At 58.9% G+C, this 18,843-nt stretch carries 17 protein-coding genes, 1 tRNA gene and 1 riboswitch; of the genes, 8 read left to right on the top strand and 10 right to left on the bottom strand.

Translation table 11 applies throughout. The annotated features are described in order from the left end of the window. Positions 1-171: 171 nt before the first annotated feature. The gene (locus KW403_RS14880) at positions 172-729 is read left to right on the top strand and encodes a DUF922 domain-containing Zn-dependent protease (protein WP_223020227.1); all 558 of its coding nucleotides are present in this window, start codon (positions 172-174) and stop codon (positions 727-729) included. A 17-nt stretch (positions 730-746) separates the two neighbouring features. Here the strand turns inward: KW403_RS14880 and KW403_RS14885 are convergent, their stop codons facing one another. The 7 genes from KW403_RS14885 to KW403_RS14915 form a co-directional block, all read right to left on the bottom strand. Next, positions 747-2,354: a carboxyl transferase domain-containing protein gene (locus KW403_RS14885; RefSeq protein ID WP_223020228.1), complete on the bottom strand. Its 1,608-nt coding sequence runs from the start codon at positions 2,352-2,354 to the stop codon at positions 747-749. Positions 2,355-2,379: 25 nt separating this feature from the next. Next, positions 2,380-3,105 (bottom strand): flavodoxin family protein, encoded by a 726-nt coding sequence (locus tag KW403_RS14890; RefSeq protein ID WP_223020229.1) that lies wholly within the window; start codon positions 3,103-3,105, stop codon positions 2,380-2,382. Between the two features lie 55 nt (positions 3,106-3,160). Beyond that, on the bottom strand, positions 3,161-4,321 hold the full coding sequence (locus KW403_RS14895; protein WP_223020230.1) for an isovaleryl-CoA dehydrogenase: 1,161 nt from the start codon (positions 4,319-4,321) through the stop codon (positions 3,161-3,163). Between the two features lie 13 nt (positions 4,322-4,334). Then, positions 4,335-4,943, bottom strand: coding sequence for a TetR/AcrR family transcriptional regulator (locus KW403_RS14900; protein WP_223020231.1), 609 nt, complete (start codon positions 4,941-4,943; stop codon positions 4,335-4,337). 302 nt (positions 4,944-5,245) lie between these two features. Further along, a complete protein-coding gene (locus tag KW403_RS14905; RefSeq protein WP_223020232.1) occupies positions 5,246-5,800 on the bottom strand; it encodes a cysteine hydrolase family protein in 555 nt (184 codons plus the stop codon). Between the two features lie 18 nt (positions 5,801-5,818). Then, complete coding sequence (locus KW403_RS14910; protein WP_223020233.1) at positions 5,819-6,451, bottom strand: LysE family translocator; 633 nt, start codon at positions 6,449-6,451, stop codon at positions 5,819-5,821. A 37-nt stretch (positions 6,452-6,488) separates the two neighbouring features. Beyond that, entirely contained in the window at positions 6,489-7,682 is a 1,194-nt protein-coding gene (locus KW403_RS14915) for an MFS transporter (RefSeq protein WP_223020234.1), read from the bottom strand. Positions 7,683-7,969: 287 nt separating this feature from the next. On the opposite strand from KW403_RS14915, the gene KW403_RS14920 reads away from it, so the two are divergent. The 4 genes from KW403_RS14920 to KW403_RS14935 all read left to right on the top strand — a co-directional run bounded on the left by KW403_RS14920 (position 7,970) and on the right by KW403_RS14935 (position 12,032). Continuing rightward, the gene (locus KW403_RS14920; RefSeq protein WP_223020235.1) at positions 7,970-9,013 is read left to right on the top strand and encodes a P1 family peptidase; all 1,044 of its coding nucleotides are present in this window, start codon (positions 7,970-7,972) and stop codon (positions 9,011-9,013) included. 133 nt (positions 9,014-9,146) lie between these two features. Further along, positions 9,147-10,217: an imelysin family protein gene (locus KW403_RS14925; protein ID WP_223020236.1), complete on the top strand. Its 1,071-nt coding sequence runs from the start codon at positions 9,147-9,149 to the stop codon at positions 10,215-10,217. Next, the gene (locus tag KW403_RS14930; RefSeq protein ID WP_246637805.1) at positions 10,207-11,301 is read left to right on the top strand and encodes a DUF1513 domain-containing protein; all 1,095 of its coding nucleotides are present in this window, start codon (positions 10,207-10,209) and stop codon (positions 11,299-11,301) included. Before KW403_RS14925 ends, KW403_RS14930 begins: the two co-directional genes overlap by 11 nt. Positions 11,302-11,361: 60 nt before the next feature. After that, positions 11,362-11,514, top strand: a riboswitch (FMN riboswitch). A gap of 83 nt (positions 11,515-11,597) precedes the next feature. After that, positions 11,598-12,032, top strand: a complete 435-nt coding sequence (locus KW403_RS14935) for a 6,7-dimethyl-8-ribityllumazine synthase (protein WP_223020238.1) — start codon at positions 11,598-11,600, stop codon at positions 12,030-12,032. 81 nt (positions 12,033-12,113) lie between these two features. On the opposite strand, the gene KW403_RS14940 is transcribed toward KW403_RS14935, so the two are convergent. After that, positions 12,114-13,226, bottom strand: a complete 1,113-nt coding sequence (locus KW403_RS14940; protein WP_223020239.1) for a pyridoxal phosphate-dependent aminotransferase — start codon at positions 13,224-13,226, stop codon at positions 12,114-12,116. A gap of 160 nt (positions 13,227-13,386) precedes the next feature. Then, on the bottom strand, positions 13,387-14,499 hold the full coding sequence (locus KW403_RS14945; RefSeq protein WP_223020240.1) for a porin: 1,113 nt from the start codon (positions 14,497-14,499) through the stop codon (positions 13,387-13,389). Positions 14,500-14,994: 495 nt separating this feature from the next. On the opposite strand from KW403_RS14945, the gene KW403_RS14950 reads away from it, so the two are divergent. From KW403_RS14950 to KW403_RS14960, 3 genes are all read left to right on the top strand, one after another. Next, a tRNA-Ser gene (locus KW403_RS14950) sits at positions 14,995-15,085 on the top strand. A gap of 162 nt (positions 15,086-15,247) precedes the next feature. Beyond that, a complete protein-coding gene (locus KW403_RS14955) occupies positions 15,248-16,387 on the top strand; it encodes a porin (RefSeq protein ID WP_223020241.1) in 1,140 nt (379 codons plus the stop codon). A 399-nt stretch (positions 16,388-16,786) separates the two neighbouring features. Beyond that, positions 16,787-17,722, top strand: coding sequence for a tyrosine-type recombinase/integrase (locus KW403_RS14960; protein ID WP_223020242.1), 936 nt, complete (start codon positions 16,787-16,789; stop codon positions 17,720-17,722). A 90-nt stretch (positions 17,723-17,812) separates the two neighbouring features. On the opposite strand, the gene KW403_RS14965 is transcribed toward KW403_RS14960, so the two are convergent. Continuing rightward, positions 17,813-18,703, bottom strand: coding sequence for an alpha/beta fold hydrolase (locus KW403_RS14965; RefSeq protein ID WP_223020243.1), 891 nt, complete (start codon positions 18,701-18,703; stop codon positions 17,813-17,815). Positions 18,704-18,843: the final 140 nt, after the last annotated feature.

The following is an 18,843-nucleotide window of genomic DNA, read 5'->3' on the forward strand; positions in this document are numbered from 1 at the left end:
GTCTTGAAACAGGTCCGTCATTCAAACGCCAGGGCGTCTTTCCAGAGGCCCTGGCGATCTGCTAGGTCAAGAATGGCACTGTAATGGGTGCCGCTGGAAACGAATGGGGCATCGGAATTGGCCAGAATACGCTGGACCTTCTTAGCCGTGGTGACGGCATTGTTTCCCAGTATGGCGCTGGCGAACTGGAAGCCGATTGAACGCGTCGAACCCTATGTGATCTCTGGTTCCACGGCGCTGGATCTCTACAGGTCCATCGGGGAGCGCGGACCCAAACTCGGCGTGCGTCGGGTTATCGCCTACACGGATTTCAAACTGACCTGGCGTCGGGATTATCAGCCCCGCAAGGATGGTGCCTGCGTTTTGGCTTCAGCCATACCAAAGCTGATCATCACCTACCGTCTGCCGCAGATTTCCGGATCGCTCTCATCGCAGACACGTTCATCCTGGGAGCGCTTTTTGGAAGGGGTCAAGGCGCATGAGCGCGTCCATGGAGAGGTCATCACCGACATGGTGAAGAAGATTGAAGCCGTGTCGGTCGGATTGCGGGCCGAGAACGATCCTGGATGTCAGAAGGTGCGCGCGTCACTGCAGGAGCATTTGGGAAGACTCTCAGAGGAACAGCGACAGCGCAGCCGCGAGTTCGATCGCGTCGAAATGGGCGATGGGGGCAATGTCCACCGCCTCGTTATGGAGTTCATCAATGGGGACCGGCAGCGCAGCAATTGATGCTGCCTGTCCGCATTCTACATTCTGAAAACACCGAACTTGGTATCTGAGATCGGCGCGTTCAACGCTGCTCCTAATGACAGGGCAAGCACCTCACGCGTCTTCGCGGGATCAACAATTCCGTCATCCCAAAGACGTGCGCTCGAATAGAGCGGATGGCCCTCGCGTTCATATTTTTCGAGAATGGGGCGGCGGAACTCGGCTTCCTCCTCCGCACTCCAGCTCTCCCCCTTCCGTTCGATGCCTTCGCGTTTGACGATGGACAGGACGGTCGCCGCCTGTTCACCACCCATCACTGAAATACGCGCATTGGGCCACATCCACAGAAAGCGGGGTGAATAGGCGCGGCCGCACATTCCGTAATTGCCGGCCCCGAACGAACCACCGATGATGGCTGTGACCTTCGGCACCTGCGCCGTCGCAACCGCGGTTACCAGTTTCGCGCCGTCGCGCGCGATGCCGCCAGCCTCGTATTTGCGCCCCACCATAAAGCCGGTGATGTTCTGCAAGAAGACAAGCGGGATCTTTCTCTGGCAGCACAATTCGATGAAATGGGCGCCTTTCAGCGCGCTTTCGGAGAAAAGCACGCCGTTGTTCGCCAGAATTCCCACGGTCATGCCGTAAATGTGGGCAAAGCCGGTGACGAGCGTTGTTCCGTAATTGGCCTTGAACTCATCGAATTCGGAACCGTCCACCACACGCGCGATCACCTCGCGCACGTCATAGGGCTGACGGGTGTCTGCGGGAATGATGCCGTAGATCTCAAGAGGATCGAAGGCGGGCGGAATCGGTTTGCGAAGATCAAGCGCTAGGCTTTTCTTTCGATTCAGGTTTTTGACGATGCGCCGCACGATGGCAAGGGCATGCTCGTCGTCCAGCGCGTAATGGTCGGCAACGCCCGATTCACGCGTGTGGACCTCTGCTCCCCCGAGCTCTTCCGCAGTGACGACCTCACCGGTCGCCGCCTTCACCAGCGGCGGCCCGCCGAGAAAGATGGTGGCATTACCCTTCACCATCACCGTCTCGTCGCTCATCGCCGGCACATAGGCGCCGCCCGCGGTGCATGATCCCATCACGCAGGCGATTTGCGGAATGCCTTTCGCCGACATGTTCGCCTGATTGTAGAAAATGCGGCCGAAATGATCGCGGTCGGGAAATACCTCATCCTGATTGGGCAGGTTCGCACCGCCCGAATCCACCAGGTAGATGCAGGGAAGATTGTTCTCCAGCGCAATTTCCTGGGCACGCAGATGCTTTTTCACCGTGAGAGGATAATACGTGCCGCCTTTCACGGTCGCATCGTTGACAACGACAACGCATTCCTGCCCCTCAATGCGGCCCACTCCGGCAATCAGTCCTGCGGAAGCAATCTGCCCACCATACATGTCGAAGGCGGCGAATTGGCCGATTTCGAGAAAGGGAGATCCCACATCGAGCAGTTGTGCAAGCCGTTCGCGCGGCAGGAGCTTGCCACGTTTGATGTGGCGTACCCGGGCCTCATCCGTTCCGCCGCGCTCGATGACGGCAGCCTTCTCTGCCATCTCCGCGACAAGCCCCTGCATGCGGTCGAAATTTGCCTTGTAGGTGTCGGAAGAGGGGGAAAGCTGCGATTGAAGGACGGTCATGCGATCTCCTGCGGCGAAGGGGGCACTATGCCCAATCCGTGGTTTGATTCCCATGGTCTGGCAAGCCGCCCGCATCGCGCAGCATCCGTGCCATGTGCATAAGATTGAAGGTCATGAAGGTGAGGTTGCGGCGCGTGAACGCGCTGTCATAACCGGCCCGGTTGCCTTCTCCGGTCTCGTCGCCATAGGAAGGGCCGGGCCCGGCTTCGCCGATCCAGCCGCAATCGGCCTGAGGCGGGATGGTGTAGCCGATATGCTGCAGCGAATAGAGGACGGTTTTGGCCACGTGTTTGATGCCATCCTCATTGCCGGTGATGATCGTTCCGCCAACCTTTCCATAGTAAATATACTGGTTCTTGGCGTTGCGCTGCCCCGAATGGGCGTAAAGCCGCTCTATGATCACGCGGCAGATGGAGCTCTCCTCGCCAAGCCAGATGGGAGTGCCGATCACCAGGATGTCGGCCTGATTGACCTTCGGCCATATCTTTTCCGGCCAGTCATCGGCCGGCGCGCCTTCTTCACGCATGTCTGGGGCGATGCCGAAGGCAATGTTGAAATCGGCGGCGCGAAGATAGTCAACCGCAACGCCACAACGCTCCATGAGGGCGATTGAATCTCGCATCAGATCTTCGGTATGCGATGCAGCGCGGTCGCTTGGCTTCAGTGTGGTGTTGAGGAACAGGGCTCTCAACCCGGAAAAGTCTGAGTTTGCATCGTCCGCGAGCCGCTTTTGCAGGTCATTGAGTGGCATGGTTTATCTCCTGATGTGTGTGACCGAGGTCAACGCATGGGAGGGGACATGGTTCTCACGTCTCCGACATCATCTCGCGTCCGATCAGCCAACGTCTGATTTCGCTCGTGCCGGCGCCGATCTCATAGAGCTTCGCGTCCCGCAAAAGCCGCCCTGCCGGAAACTCGTTCACATAGCCGTTGCCGCCCAGTAGCTGGATCGCGTCCAGCGCGGTTTGTGTCGCCTTTTCGGCAGCGTAGAGAATGCAGCCTGCCGCATCCTTGCGGGTTGTCTCTCCCCGGTCACAGGCGGCAGCCACGGCATACACATAGGCGCGGCATGCATTCATCGTCGTGTACATGTCGGCCAGCTTGCCCTGTACGAGTTGGAAAGAGCCGACGGCCTGGCCGAATTGCTCACGCTCCCGCACATAGGGGGCCGCGACATCAAGACAGGCAGCCATGATGCCCACGGGTCCGCCTGCCAGCACCACGCGCTCATAGTCCAAACCCGACATCAAGACATTCACGCCCTTGCCTTCCTCGCCCAGCATGTTTTCGAATGGCACTTCGACGTTTTCGAACACCAGTTCGCCCGTGTTGGATCCACGCATGCCGAGCTTGTCGAGCTTCTGGGCAACCGAAAACCCCTTCATGTCCCGCTCGATGATGAAGGCCGTAATGCCGCGCGGTCCAGCGTTTGGATCGGTCTTTGCATAGACCACCAGTGTGCCGGCGTCGGGCCCGTTGGTGATCCACATCTTGGAGCCGTTGAGGACAAAGCGGTCGTTTCGCTTTTCCGCCCGGAGCCTCATCGAAACGACGTCCGAACCGGCACCCGTCTCCGACATGGCGAGTGCGCCCACCGTCTCGCCAGAGCACAGGGCGGGCAGATATCTCTCCTTCTGTGCGTCATTTCCCCAGCGGCGTATCTGGTTCACGCACAGATTGGAGTGCGCGCCATAGGAGAGGCCGACCGAGGCGGATGCGCGCGAGATTTCCTCCATGGCCACCACATGCGCCAGATAGCCGAGGCCCGAGCCGCCATAATCGGGATCGACGGTCATGCCGAGCAGGCCAAGAGCCCCCATCTCCTGCCAGAGATGGGCGGGAAATTCGTTGCTTTCATCGATGTCTGCAGCGAGGGGGGCAATCTTTTCCTGTGCGAAGCGATGTGCCATCTCCCGAAGCGCGTCGATGTCCTCGCCAAGTCCGAAATTCATCGATCCGGTATACATCGGTCTCCTCCGATCACATCGCCGCGCCCACAAGGCGCATGGTCATGGTGTGGTAATTGGCAGCGACTTCATCTTCAGAAAGCCGCAGTTCAGGGCGAAACCAAACGATCACACCCGTGATCATCTGGATGATCGCCATGGCGGTCAGTGAAACGTCGTCAATCCGGAACACCCCGTCGCGCCGACCATCAGTCAGAATGCCTCTGAGTTCGCCCTCATACTCGCTGCGGAGGTCGAGAATGCGCTTGAGGCGTTCCTCGGAAAGGCTGCGCAGTTCCAGATTGCTCACATGCGTGGAGTTGCGACGAGCCAAGTGAAAGCGGATGTGGTTTTCAACGAAAGCAGCGAGGCGTCCTGCAGGCTTTTCTTCAATCGAGCCTTCAGCAGGACGCGCTTCCCCCCAGGAACCGATCAGATTTTCCATATGTTCGCGCATGAGCGCGTAAAGCAGAACTTCCTTTGTCGGAAAATAGCGGTAGAGCGCGGCAGGCTGAACGCCCACCTGGCTCGCGAGCTGGCGCATGGACATGGCCTCGAAACCGAGACGCGCGATTAGGTCGAGCGCGGCGTCGCGGATCGCCGCTTCGGTCTTCTCTCCATCGGAACCGGTCGTGCGAGCCATGGGATCTCCTCGGGAAAATAATAAAACGAACGTTCAATTAATTCAAGGCCCAAGGAGAAATCCAAGGCCCAGGCAGACGTAGGGCTTTGCTTGCACGCTCAAGAAGCACCGCTTGGGATGAGGTGAAATACGGAGCCACCCGGACGGGACAGAAGCACGTATGCCGATGCGTTGATGCCAGGGCGGGAAACCGGGAAAATCGATCCTGTTCTCCATACCGTCGTGCCCGGTTGACACAGGTGGCTCCGTTGCGAAGAAAACGGGAGTGGCCGAAATAGGTTCCAGAGTTTTTTAGCGCCGTTTCAAAGAGTTTGCAGGAGCGCTTTGGTTGTCGTGACCCCGCAGAATTCAAAGCCGAGTGTAGTGACATGGGCGCGATGCAGGTCTCTTGCAGGAATCGTTCCACCTTGTCCGTCGGGAAGGTCGAAACAGTCGCAGGCGTCCTCCACCAGAACCATGGACCAACCCATATTGGCGCCTGTGCGGATCGTGGTCGAGACGCACATGTCGGTGGAAATGCCGCACGTTATCACTGTTTTCGCACCGAGCCGGCGTAGCCTGAGGTCAAGATCGGTACCGATGAATGCCGAGTTGACGCTCTTTGTCACGAGTTGTTCGCCAGGCAGCGGAGTAAACCCCGGGCGCATAGCATGGCCAGGTTCGCCGGCGCGAAGCGTAGAGCCGGTTTCGACGGAATCATGTCGTACGTGAATTATGGGCCGATCAGCCTTCCGCCAGGCTTCAAGTACGGCAAGCGCGTTCTGGTCGACGTCCCCGTTCCAGCGTTGCGGCCATGGAGGGCCGTCGAAGGCCTGTTGGAAATCGATCAGGAGAAGAACAGCGTCATCCATATCCATCTATGAACCTTGCAAAAATCAGGGTGCTACCGGATTGCGCGCATCCGAAAGGATCCGGCCTCCGATGGCCACGAAACACACGCCGGCGGCGCGCTCTATCCAATGCTGAAGGTGTTGAAAGCGTCGAATGATCGGCGCTGAAGACATGAAAAGCGTAACAAGGGTATACCAAACCAGCGCACTTCCAATCACAAGAACGACCATCAGCAACATCAACCAGAATGGTGTGCTCTCCGTGACCGCGGTGGCAAAAACGCTTGTGAAGAGGACAATCGCTTTGGGATTGGTCGATGTCACCAGAAAACCAAACACCAGCGGATTGCCCTTGGGCTTGTCGCCGTGCTCCCTCATTTCCAGTCGTACGGGCTGGGCAAAAAGCAGTTTGAATCCCAGATAAATGAGATAGCAGCCGCCCAGGATGCGCACCGCCCACGCCAGCAATTGATATTCGATCAGGATCGCGGAAAGACCAGCAAGACTGAGGGCTGCGTAAATACCAAGGCAAAGCGAGACGCCGAGTGTCGTCCACAGTCCGGCCACTGTTCCGCGGGTCATTGAGGAACGCACGACGGCAATGAAATCCGGTCCCGGCAGCATCAGCGCCGGAATGAAAACAGCAAACACGCCGGCCAGGATCACAAACGGCCCCATATCTCCTCCACTTCGGCAAGGTGGGCAGAGATTAAACCTAATCGCGCCGGCATCTCCCACAAGAGCCAGCGGCACATCTTCGAACCCGGATCTGGACCAAAATATAGAGGAGAAGAAGGCCGGTACCAAAGGACAGGCCGATGCCGAGCGTGGCGCCCGCAGCCTTAGCCCCGAATGCTTCCAGCAAGAGTGCTGCGACAGAGAGCATTGAAAGCAATGCGAGGTTGTTGGCGCTTTCGGAGAGCGCGAGGAGGAACCCTTTTTCCCGACCCGCGCGCTGGGCGATCATGGCCGTGCTCGCCGGGGCGGCAAATCCCAGCGCCACGCCCCATCCTCCAAGGCATAGAACGGCCCCATATAGCGGGAGCGGTGCGAAGAGAAACAGGTTCAAGGTGAAAGCAAGCAAAAGCAGGGCCCCGAGGAGCAATGTCTGATCGTCTCTTAACAGTCGTTTGGCAATGCCGATTGAGAGGTTCCCAAATGCCAATCCGATACCGAAGGCGGCAACCGAAAGACCAGTCTGAAATGTGTTGATCGTAAATCGCTCACGCAAAAATTCACCGCTGAGACCGAAAGCGGCAACAGCGGATCCGTTCCAAAGTGCCTTGGCCGCAATCAACATGAGAATAGTTCTCTTGAGATCTTTGAAACAGGGCCGGCCCCGCCTGAACGGAGGGGGGCTTTCGGTTTTCAGAATGAGATTGACTGGCAGCATCAGCGCCACACAGCCGGCGGCGCTCGCCAGAAAGGGGGCGCGCCAGCCGATCGTTTGTGTGAGAACACCGGCGAGTGCCGGACCAAGTGCAATCCCGGCTGTCATGCCCAGCATGACGAGCCCCATGGCCCGGGTGTGGTCCGCATCAGGCAATCGGTCGGCAATCAGAGCAAAAGTGGCGGGGATGAGCGCCGCCGCTGCCGCTCCGCCAAGCACACGAAGGAGAATGGCAGAACCAAGCGTTGGCGCAAAGGCCACCGCAAGCCCGTCAGCTGCGAGGAGCGCCAGCGCACAAAGCAGGAGTTGCTTCCTGTCGACCTTGTGGGCGAGAAGGCCGACAATCGGCGCTCCAATCGCATAGGAAAGGGCGTAGCCGGAGATCAGCCAGGAAGCTGCAGCGGGTGACACATCAAAAGCCGACGCTATGGGTGTCAGGATGGGCGCGATCATGAATTCCGTCGCACCGACGAAGAAGACGACCAGTGCAAGCACCGGCAGAAAAAGCCTTGAAGGCATGGATAACCCCGGAAATGCGTTGATAAGCATGGGTGAACAATCTGGAAACGGAGGAGAAAAACACCTGCGAGCTGGCGCGAAGGCTCTGCGTCAGTCATTCGGAATTGGGAGAGGTGTTTGGGCGTCTGGCGGCATGGCCGCTTGGGCGGGTCGCCTGGACGCCTCCTTAACATCGCACGCACACGATGGGCTTGCAAGCGCCATGCTTTCCAGGCGAGGGTTCATGGGACTGGAAATCAGGCAGCTAATCTAGTCGAATTTCGGCGATTCATGACAGGGGCGATCATATGAATTTCTCGATCCGGTCCGTGGCTCAAGACGCGGATAGCTGGTGGGATCTGCCTACGGGCACCGCCAACACCATCGCTGATGTGCCGGGCGTGACCGTTGGCCATGTGACCTGTCTGGAGGGCGCGGCTCGGACAGGGGTCACAGCTGTCGTGCCGCACGATGCGGACCTCTTCCGCTATCCCGTACCGGCCGGACTAGCCGTGCTGAACGGTTTTGGAAAGAGCGCGGGGCTCCTGCAACTCGCTGAGCTTGGACGTATCGAAACGCCGATCCTTCTCACCAACACATTCGGTGTCGCCGCCTGCACCACGGCGCTGATCCGCAGGGCGATTGAACAAAACCCGGACATCGGTCGCAGTCGCGCCACGGTCAACCCGCTCGTTCTGGAATGCAATGACGGACGCGTCAGTGACATTCAGGCTCTGGCTGTAACGGAAGCCATGGCCGACCAGGCCATTTCTGCGGCCAGCCCGGAGTTTGCGCAAGGCACTGTGGGGGCCGGTACGGGAATGCGGACGTTCGGCTTCGCGGGAGCCATCGGCAGCGCCTCGCGACGCGTGGCGCTGACATCTGGTCAAGAGTATGTGCTTGGCGCGCTTGTTCTTTCCAATTTCGGACGGCCCGGCGATCTACGCGTTTTGGGAGAGCGTATTGGAACGCCGGAGACCGGGCGTGGTGACCCGGCCGACAAAGGCTCGGTGATCATCGTCTACGCCACCGATGCGCCGCTTGATTCGCGCCAGCTCTCGAGGCTTTCGCGGCGGGCCGGGGCCGCGCTGGGGCGTCTTGGCAGTTATTGGGGAGATCAAAGCGGTGACATAGCCCTTGCTTTTTCGACCGCCAACCGTCTTACCATCGACAGCGAGGTCGACGCCATCGAGCGCCTCGGGGAGGCTCGGCTTGATCCCTTTCTGCTTGCAGCTCTCGAAGCGGCGGAAGAAGCGGTGCTGAACGGGCTCTACAATGCCCAGCCGCTCACCGGTTATGATGGCCTTCAGCTTCCTGTCCTGCGGAATCAACTTTTGCCGCGCAAGGCGTGACGCCCTTGCTCCAGGCTTTCTGGAAGAGTAAGCCCAAAGGGGAGTCGGTCTCCGGCTTCCGGCCAGCCCTCGCACATCTCCTCTCCCTTCGGTGCGACAGCCAGCACAACGAACCTGGTCACGGAGAACCTTTATGTATTACCGCCTTTTCCGATCCTTTCTGACTGTGTGCATGCTGACGATGCCGGCATTCGGGCAGGATGAGCCGGACACGATTGCTCCGGAGATCGGAAACAGGGTTTTGGAGCATTACATCACGCCCGTTCTCGCCCGGTTCAGCGAGACGAGCAGCACACTTTCCGGGGCGCTGAACGCGGTCTGCAAAGGTGGTTCTGCACCTGAAATGAGTGCTGTGCGAACAGGCTTCTCCGATACGCTTTCCGCCTTTGCCCATGTCTCCGTGTTGCGGTTCGGTCCATTGGTGGCCGATAACCGTTTCGAACGTATCTTCTTCTGGCCGGATACACGCGGTGTAACCCTTCGCCAGGTGCAGGGATTGCTTGCCACGGAGGAGCCGTTACCGAGCGATCTTGCCGATCAGAGCGTCGCGCTGCAGGGGCTGCCGGCACTCGATTACGTGCTCTTTGGAACAGGCGGGGACGCACTGGCTGAGGACGCTCGGCGTTGCAATTACGCCCTGACGATCGCCAACAACGTTGCAGATATTGCCACGCAACTGGAAGCGGCCTGGGCCGAAGGAACATCGTTCCGCGTTTCTTTCATCTCGCCTGCGGCCGACCGTGATCCTTACCGTTCAAAGGCCGAAGTGGCCGGCGAAATCGTCAAGGCCGCAGGCACCACACTGGAATTCGCACGCAATGCCGAACTGCTCCCGGCTCTGGGCAAAACCGTGGAGAAAGCCCGTGGCAAGCGCGCGCCATTCTGGCGCAGCGGCCAGACCTTCGCTTTCGTCGCCGGTCAGATCGAGGGCGTTCAACGGCTCATCGATGCCGCCGGCTTCGTTGACGGCCCCTCCGAACTCGTCAATGGCTATGGCCGTGGCATGAATTTCGACCTCTCACACGCCCGCGAGACCCTGCTTGCGGTTGAAACGGCACCGGAAGCCGCGTTTTCCGAGGAGCAGGACCGTGGGCGGATCTCCTATGCGACGATTGCCATGGAGGGGGCGAAGCACACGCTTAACGGAGAGCTCTCGGGCGCACTCGGATTGGTGATGGGGTTCAATGCGCTCGATGGAGATTGATCGACGGACATTTCTCGCCCTGGCCGCCGCGTCAGCGTTCCGCCCCCATGGCGCGATGGCGGCGGAGGAGGAGGCGCTGTTCCTTGGAGCTCGGCTCAATGCAGGGGCATTCGAAGCTGCTGTCATCGATGCGACCGGGCGCGACCGCCTCATTCTGCCGCTGGAGGCGCGGGGGCATTCTTTCGCCATTGACGCACCACGAAGGCGCGCCGTTGCCTTTGCGCGTTCGCCAGGTCGTTTCGCCATCGCCTTTTCGGTTGATGGCAAAGGTGAGCCGCTCGCCTTCGCTCCACCACCTGACAGGCATTTTTACGGCCACGGTGGCTTCACTCCGGATGGCAAACTCCTGTTTGCGACGGAAAATGACTTCGAAGGCGAGCGCGGGGTCACTGGTGTTTACGATGCCACCGCCGGGTTCCGTCGCATCGGCGAGTTCGGGACCGGCGGCATCGGGCCGCACGAGGTAATTCTTCTGGCAGACGGCAGGACGCTTTGTGTTGCCAATGGTGGTATTCTCACCCATCCCGACTATGAACGGATCAAGCTCAATCTGGCGACGATGAAACCCAGCCTCTCTTATGTGGATATCGAGACGGGCGATATGGTCGAGCAAGTGGACCTTGCTCCAGAACTGCACAAGCTCTCGATTCGTCACTTGACACTCGATCGCTTCGGTGCGGTCTGGTTCGGAGCGCAGTATCAGGGCGAGGATGATCTGCGTCCGCCCTTGGTGGGGCGCCATAGGCGAGGCCAGACGATTGAGCTTTTCCCCGGACCGGAAGCGACGCTGACGGCGCTCGATAATTATATTGGTTCCGTGGCCACCGATTCGTCCGGAGAGATTGTGGCCACCTCCTCGCCGCGCGGCGGGCTGGCCGTTTTCTGGGATGCCCGATCGGGCCGCTGCCTCGGTGAGCGGTCGCTCAAGGACGGATGTGGGATCGCACCGTTGGCCAATCGCCGTCTTCTGGAAACAAGCGGACGCGGTGCGATCGTCCGTACCGGCCCGGACACGCCGATGGAAAATGTTCGCGCTACCGATCCCGCTGCACCGACCTGGGACAATCATCTTCGTCGCTTGTAAAGATACACCGTCAAACCGCATTTTGCGGCTTGTCGCCGACGAGTCGTGTGCTTATCTTCGCCTCGTTCTCAGGGCGGGGTGAAACTCCCCACCGGCGGTAAGCGGAACTGGCCGCAAGCCCGCGAGCGCCTTTTCGCAAAATTGCGGGAAGGGTCAGCAGATCAGGTGAAATTCCTGGGCCGACGGTGACAGTCCGGATGGAAGAGAACGCGCGGTGTTCGTGTGCCGGTATCCCGGCAGCCGTTCATCGCCCGTGATCGCCTTGGGTGACGTGTCTGTTGCGAAAGGAGATCACGATGACACACACCCGCTATGCATTCATCAAGGCCAACTGGCACGCCGATATCGTCGATCGCGCGCTTGAAGGCTTTTGCGAGCTGATTCCGGCCGACCAGGTGGACGTGTTCGACGTGCCCGGCGCCTTCGAACTACCGTTGGTCGCGCGCGATCTTGCGGCCTCGGGGCGATATGCGGCTGTTGCCGCTGCGGCCTTCGTCGTGGATGGCGGGATTTACCGGCACGATTTCGTCGCGCAGGCCGTCATCGACGGTTTGATGCGCGCAGGGCTCGATACGGGCGTGCCCGTGCTGTCGGTCTCGCTCACGCCGCATCATTTTCAACCCACCGAGCATCACACAGTGATCTATCGCGAGCATTTCATTGAGAAGGGGCGCGAGGCGGCCAACGCCGCTCTCATGATCGGTAGAACACGCGCGGCGCTGGCGGCCTGAACATCATTTTGGGATATGAGGGGGACAGCCCATGGCGAAAGCGTCGGAACGGCTCCCCGTTCTCGTTTCTGGACAGATCCTTCAGCGTTGGTTGTGCGCGGCAGCCAACGCCTCGGCGAACGCTTCCTCGAAGACATCGATTTCCTGATCCGGACCGACGCTCACGCGTATGCATCGGTCGAGCCCGGGTGTCGCCGGTTTACGCACGAATACATCGCGTTCAAGCAGGCCCTGCATCACGGCTTCGGCTGTTGATTTTCCGCCGCAGTCGATGGCCACGAAATTCGTGGCAGAGGGAATTGAATCCAGTCCATTGGCCGAAGCGATCGCAGCGATCCGGTCCCTGCAAACGCCTATACGATGAAGTGTTTCGCGCAGATATGTCTTGTCTTGCAGTGCGGCCAGGCTTGCCGCCTGCGTGATGCCGGGCATTCCGAAGTGATTGCGGATCTTGTCGAAGGCACGGATTGTCTCGGGCTCGCCTATTGCATAGCCGCAGCGCATTCCGGCCAATGCATAGGCCTTGGAAAAGGTGCGCATGCGCAAGACATTCGGCCGGTCGGGCTCGAAACGGGGCAGGGCGCTTGCCGGCGCTGTCTCGCCATACGCCTCGTCTAGAATCAGCATGCTGGTTTCAGGCAAAGATTCGATGAACCCCTGTATTTCGTCGGCTTCCCACCACGTACCCATCGGGTTGTCGGGATTTGAGAGATAGACCAGTGGCGCGTTCTCGGCGAGGGCGGCGTCACGCAACCCTTCCAGGTTTTCGTAATCACCTGCATATGGAACGGTTACCAGCCGCCCTCCGAAGCCGGCCACATGATAGTTGAAGGTCGGGTACCCGCCCAGCGATGTGACGACCGGTGTCCCCGGTTCGATGAACAATCGGGCCACAAGCCCCAAGAGGCCATCGATGCCTTCTCCGACAACGATGTTCTCCGGCTTGACGCCGTGCTCGCCCGCAAGGGCTGTTCGCAAATCGGAGCTCTCGGGGTCCCCATATTTCCAGACATGATGCGCCGCGCTCCCGATGGCCTCAAAGACGCGGGGCGAGGGACCAAAGCCATTTTCGTTTGCACCGAGTCTGGCGCGAAAAGGGCGTCCGGCGGCACGCTCCTGCGTTTCCGGCCCCACGAAGGGCACGGTGGAAGGGAGAGATTGTGCAAGTGGGGTAAGCGGTGGGCGTCGTGTCATGGGCCGTGTCTGGTCTGTGCTTTCTCTAATTGAACGCGGCGACCCTACATCAAGCCAGGTAAGTGTGAAATCGCCTTTGCGGCGATGACCAAGAACAGCGCGAAAAAAAACGGGGCCTGGCAAATGCCAGGCCCCGCTTCAAGCTTTACGGCTCTTCTGATTAGAAGTCGCGCTGGAAGCGCAGGAAGCCGTGCCACTGGTCGAGATCACCAGCCGGCGTGTCGAACTGGGTGTAGTTGACTGCGAGCTTCGCGTTGAAGTTCTCGACGATCTCGTAGTCGATGGTCGTGCCAACGTTCCAGGCGTTGACGTCGGTGAAGACAACGTCATGACCGACTTCGCTGTAGTAAGCGGCGCCGAGAGAGGCGGTCAGCTTCGGCGTAGCCTTGAAGCCGATGACACCAGCGAGCGACCATTCTGCACCCGGCATGACTTCCACGCCACCGTAGGTCACGGTAGCAATACCGTCGAACGGGTTGGCCGAGTAGAAGCTTACGCCGCTTTCGTACTGTGCCAGAGCTTCGATGAAGAAGCGGTCGGTCAGGTTCGCCTTGACGATACCCTTGACTGCGAATTCTTCAGCCGTCGCATCGTAAGCGGCATAGAGGTCTGCGGAGCCCCAGCCCTGAGCGATGCCGACCTTACCGACAACATTCGGCGTCCAGTCGTAGTCGTCATCAGCTTCTTCGAGCATGACGGCGAAGGTAACGCCATTGCCTGCTGCGAAGTTATAGCCGATGAAGTGAACGCGCGAGTACGGGAAGTAGCCGCGGTCCTGCTCGCCATGGAGACCCGTATCCCAGATCGAGTCGGACATACCCATGGAGAGGCCGCCGAGCGAGATCACTGCCTGCTGCAGGTTCACACCCGAGCTGGTCACACCGTGTGAGTAGGCGTCGCCGTCGTTCAGGCCGATCGTCGGGAGAGCACCGGTGTTGCCGGACGTGCCGCGCAGCTTGATCCATGCGCCAAGCGTGCCGTACTCGGTCTCGGAGCGCGCGTCGATGTTGAGCTCGCCGCGAGCATACTTGTCCCAGCCCTCGGAGTCGCCGAAGTCACCATCGGAGTAACCGATCTGGTAACGGACCATACCGCTGATGCGGAGGCAGGTCTCGGTGCCGGGGATGTAGAAGAAGCCTGCGCCGTAGACGTCGCAAACGCGCACATATTCCATCGGCTCCGGCTCGGGGACGACGATCGGGTCGGCCGCCTTGGCGCCGGTTGCAGCAGCTGCGAGAGCTGCGGAGCCAATCAGAAGGCTCTTGAGTTTCATGTTCTGACCTCCAGTCAAAGTTCTAAATGCGGGTCTGGGTATTTTGCTGAAGGACAGCGTTCCCTGCCCCATCCCCAAGAAAAGAAAAGTTCGCGCTTTCGCGCCCCCTTTCCGAGCCTGACATTACTCATGGGGACGCCAGGTTCAACCGCGATTACGCAGCCAGCCCCCCTTGCAGTGGTCTATCCGGAACGGCTGTTGCACAAATGACACGATCTGAGCCGCCGGGTAAGTCTTTCTTAACATTTGAACCCCCGATAAGGGCATAACCAACGGGTTGTGAGTGCGGCTTTTACCGTAGCTTTGGGCTGAATCCCGCTTTCCAGGGAGAGAATCATCGTTGGAGAGCTGCGCGATTCTCCATGTTGATTCCTGGCGATTCATCCGGCTGCTCGGAGATTGCCCGCCGCATGGAAGATTTTCCTTATAATAAAGCATCGAATTTCGAATGCCGTATTGATTGTGCGGCTGCTTTTCTTTATCCAGCGTCTCGCCGGAGAGGTGGCCGAGTGGTCGAAGGCGCTCCCCTGCTAAGGGAGTAGACCCCAAAAGGGTCTCGTGGGTTCGAATCCCATCCTCTCCGCCATTCTTTTCCTTCATGATTTTCATTGTCGCGAATGGCGGAAACTTGTCTGCTGCCTGTTGGATCTCGTATTCCGCTTGTTTTTCAATGTGTTAGCAAAAATCCTGCCCACCTCGGAAGGCGCTCAAATCGCCGTATTCCATGATTCTGACTGGAGGTCAGAACATGAAACTCAAGAGCCTTCTGATTGGCTCCGCAGCTCTCGCAGCTGCTGCAACCGGCGCCAAGGCGGCCGACCCGATCGTCGTCCCCGAGCCGGAGCCGATGGAATATGTCCGCGTTTGCGACGTCTACGGCGCAGGCTTCTTCTACATCCCCGGCACCGAGACCTGCCTCCGCATCAGCGGTATGGTCCGTTACCAGATCAACTGGGATGAGAACGACGACGGCTGGAAGAAGTTTGCACGCGCAGAAGTGAACTTCGACGCTCGTTCCGAGACCGAGTACGGCACGCTTGGCGCATTCATCAAGCTTCGCGGCGACAGCAACCATACCGGCTACGCTCCGGATTCCGGTAGCCCGTGGCTGACCACTGCTGGTCCGCTTCCGGCTCCTGGTGTCAACGACGGTGACGCTCTGTCGCTCGGCGTTGGTTCCAGCCTCGGTCTGCAGCAGGCAATCATTTCGCTCGGCGGCCTCTCCATGGGTCTGTCCGACACGCTCTATGATGCGGGTCTGTCCGGCGAGTTCGACAACGGTGGTGGTGATCGCGTTCACTTCATCAGCTACACCTTCGCAGCAGGCAATGGCGTAACCGCCACGCTCGCTCTCGAAGAAGCTGACACGAACTACGACTACACCCCGAACGTCGTTGGTAAGGTCGGTATCGCTCAGGGCTGGGGCTCTGCTGACTTGTGGGCAGCTTACGATGCCACCGCAGAAGAGTTCGCTCTTAAGGCAATCGTGAAGGCCAATCTGACCGATCGCCTGTGGGCAGAGGCAATTGCCACCTACGAAAGCGGCATCAACTTCTACTCGACCGATCCGTTCAACGTGACTGGAACGAGCATCCCGTCCACGATCCGTTTCGGTTCGGAGTGGTCGATCGGTGGTTTGATCGGTTACAAGTTCACGCCGAAGCTGAAAGCGTCTATCGGCGCTCAGTACTATGACAACGTCGGTCACGACTTTGTCTCCTCGCTCGCAGGTGGCGACGTGAACTTCCTCAGCGCAGGTCTCACGGTTGACTACGAGATCGTTGAGAACTTCAACACCAAGCTCGCTGTCAACTACGGCAAGCTCGATACGCCGGCTGGCAACGAAGACAACTGGAGCGGCTTCATCCGCTTCCAGCGTGACTTCTAAGAAGTCCGGCTAAGACTACGAAACCCGGCAGAGCAATCTGCCGGGTTTTGGTTTTGAAGGCCTCGCTGGTAGCGGGCGCGTTTAGCGCAAATGCTTCGGGTGACAGGGTTTAGCGAGTTCTTCAGCCAGGCTCTCTCAAGGGCGAGTTCGATAGTTTTCTTTGAAATCTCCAGGAAGGAGAAACCATTACCCGCCGTCAGGGGCTCACTAGGGCGGGGCCATAAGTAAGTGACAAAATGCTTTTTTTTCTGGACTGGCCTAAGTCGCGAGTGCTAGTTCCCTTAATTGGGGACAATAATAACTTGGGGAACTCGAGAATTTTTATCTCGAAGGGGTGGTTCGCAACTCAGAATTTTACCGAACATGCATTTGACATAAACGCCCGGGACGTGACCTGACATGGGGGCGGTCAACAGTTCCGGTAGCGAGTGGGGCCTTTCCAGGTCTCGCTATTCCGTCACGTTCGGTAGCGAGCATTTGCGTCTCGTTTCTGAGTACAATTTAAAAGAACTATTCGCAAAGTATGGAGACATACTTTGGGAACCTGGTACGCATAAGTATAATGTCACCTTCTTCATCGGGGAGCTGGACGAGCTCTTGTTGGGGAAACGATTCAGCGCATTCGAGCAAAGTCTGCTCGATGAACTGATCGGAAAATTGCGCGCCCGCGGAAACAGCAACGCAACCATCAATCGAAAGATGGCTGCGCTTAGCAAGCTTCTGCGGAAAGCGCATAAGATGGGTGACATTCATAGCTTGCCGGAATTCCGGCGCCAGAAGGAGCGTTCTGGGCGTATCCGCTTCCTCTCCTGCAATGAAGAAGAGATGCTGTTTGCCGCAATTCGCCGGCGCAGTGAGGACGCATGGCGGCTCTCGGTGTTTCTGGTCGACACAGGCTGTCGTCTTGGAGAAGCCATTGGTCTGACCTGGAACGATGTCGGCGAGGGGCGCGCGAGCTTCTGGATCACCAAATCCGCGCGTGCGCGATCCGTCCCGCTGACCAAACGCGCGCAGAAAGTCACAGACATCCCCAAGGACGGCCACAAAGGGCCCTTCGCCATGCTCCGGCAGGCGCAATACAGGGTTATCTGGAATGAGGCCAAGGCGGAGGTGGGATTGTCGCAAGACACTCAGGTGGTGCCGCATGTGCTGCGCCACACCTGTGCATCGCGTCTCGTTCAGGGCGGTATAGATTTGCGGCGTGTGCAGATGTGGCTCGGCCATCAGACACTGACGATGACCATGCGTTATGCGCATCTGGCGACAGGTGATCTGGATCCGTGTGTCGGTGTTCTGGAGCGTTGTTCCAAATCCGGGGTCACGAAGCGGGCTTAGTCTTCCTCCGCGATACCACGCCGTTGCCAGGGAGACGCAAGTTTTGAGCGTAGTGAAGGAACGAAGGTATGAGAACGCCTTCGTTCCCTCTCAGCTTGAAGCCGACTTCTCTGCACGTTTGATAAAGGCCGATATTTCCTTGGGGAGGTTTCCGGTTTCCAAAAGCGGCGCATGTCCCTGACCGGGAACCACAATCTGCTGCATTGTCGGGTGCCGCGCGGCCATCTTCTCAAGGGTGCGGCTCGAAAAAAGGCGGGAGTTTTCTCCACGCACGGCCAATAGCGGAATGGCTGCCAGCCCGCCAAAAAGTGGCCAGAGAGTGGGCAAAGGCTTGTCCAGGTTAATGGCCTTCAGCTGTTTCAGAAGGTTGGGATCAAAATCCGCCCGCAAGCGACCCCGGTCTTCTTTGTAGAGCGCAGCACTGAACCTTTCCCAGTCGCTTTCATCCAGCGCGGGAAAAGCCTCGGCATGAACGGTTTTTTGGATCTCGATCGCTTCAGCCAACGTGGCAGGGGTGGGCGCACGTTGAAGATACGCGCGGATCTGCGCAAGGCCGTCGCCTTCCACCACGGGACCGATATCGTTGAGCACCGCGGCCTTGATGAGGGTGGGGCGAGAGCCTGCAAGGGCCATGATGATGAGCCCGCCGCGCGACGTGCCGATGAACGCTGCGTGTTCCACTCCGAGTGCAGCGAGACCTGAAACGATGTCGGCAGCCTCCACCGTTACATCGTAGCGCCGCCAGTCCCGATCGTAGTCTGAAAGGCCACGCCCGCGGTAATCGAAAGCAATAACCTTCCGCCCTGCGGTTTCACCGGTGGATAGTTTTTCGGCGAGCGCGTGGAAATCTCGGGCATTTCGTGTCAGGCCGGGCAGACATACCACGGGCAGTCCCGGATTGCCTTCACCATAGACGCGCGCATGGAGGTTCAATCCATCCTGCGCAGAATAAAACACATCGCGAAAACCGTTTTCAGGCACCTTATCCCCCGTGGGTGACCAGCACTGATCTCTTCAGCCACGCTGTACATAACGCATTTTCGCGCCGAATGGGCCGACCTGATACTTTTCAGCCGCGAAGCATGAAATTTAAAAAGACTGAGTCGCCTGCATACTGTGCC

It is taken from the genome of Nitratireductor kimnyeongensis (assembly GCF_019891395.1).
In the GTDB taxonomy this organism is placed as follows: domain Bacteria; phylum Pseudomonadota; class Alphaproteobacteria; order Rhizobiales; family Rhizobiaceae; genus Nitratireductor; species Nitratireductor kimnyeongensis.

Excerpts from the sequence above, each read along its gene's own strand:
- KW403_RS14920 (WP_223020235.1), top strand. The coding sequence starts at position 7,970 with ATGAATTTCTCGATCCGGTCCGTGGCTCAAGACGCGGATAGCTGGTGG.
- KW403_RS14905 (WP_223020232.1), bottom strand. The coding sequence starts at position 5,800 with ATGGATATGGATGACGCTGTTCTTCTCCTGATCGATTTCCAACAGGCC.
- KW403_RS14935 (WP_223020238.1), top strand. The coding sequence starts at position 11,598 with ATGACACACACCCGCTATGCATTCATCAAGGCCAACTGGCACGCCGAT.
- KW403_RS14955 (WP_223020241.1), top strand. The coding sequence starts at position 15,248 with ATGAAACTCAAGAGCCTTCTGATTGGCTCCGCAGCTCTCGCAGCTGCT.
- KW403_RS14890 (WP_223020229.1), bottom strand. The coding sequence starts at position 3,105 with ATGCCACTCAATGACCTGCAAAAGCGGCTCGCGGACGATGCAAACTCA.
- KW403_RS14885 (WP_223020228.1), bottom strand. The coding sequence starts at position 2,354 with ATGACCGTCCTTCAATCGCAGCTTTCCCCCTCTTCCGACACCTACAAG.
- KW403_RS14910 (WP_223020233.1), bottom strand. The coding sequence starts at position 6,451 with ATGGGGCCGTTTGTGATCCTGGCCGGCGTGTTTGCTGTTTTCATTCCG.
- KW403_RS14930 (WP_246637805.1), top strand. The coding sequence starts at position 10,207 with ATGGAGATTGATCGACGGACATTTCTCGCCCTGGCCGCCGCGTCAGCG.
- KW403_RS14940 (WP_223020239.1), bottom strand. The coding sequence starts at position 13,226 with ATGACACGACGCCCACCGCTTACCCCACTTGCACAATCTCTCCCTTCC.
- KW403_RS14915 (WP_223020234.1), bottom strand. The coding sequence starts at position 7,682 with ATGCCTTCAAGGCTTTTTCTGCCGGTGCTTGCACTGGTCGTCTTCTTC.
- KW403_RS14895 (WP_223020230.1), bottom strand. The coding sequence starts at position 4,321 with ATGTATACCGGATCGATGAATTTCGGACTTGGCGAGGACATCGACGCG.
- KW403_RS14925 (WP_223020236.1), top strand. The coding sequence starts at position 9,147 with ATGTATTACCGCCTTTTCCGATCCTTTCTGACTGTGTGCATGCTGACG.
- KW403_RS14960 (WP_223020242.1), top strand. The coding sequence starts at position 16,787 with ATGGGGGCGGTCAACAGTTCCGGTAGCGAGTGGGGCCTTTCCAGGTCT.
- KW403_RS14900 (WP_223020231.1), bottom strand. The coding sequence starts at position 4,943 with ATGGCTCGCACGACCGGTTCCGATGGAGAGAAGACCGAAGCGGCGATC.
- KW403_RS14945 (WP_223020240.1), bottom strand. The coding sequence starts at position 14,499 with ATGAAACTCAAGAGCCTTCTGATTGGCTCCGCAGCTCTCGCAGCTGCT.
- KW403_RS14880 (WP_223020227.1), top strand. The coding sequence starts at position 172 with ATGGCGCTGGCGAACTGGAAGCCGATTGAACGCGTCGAACCCTATGTG.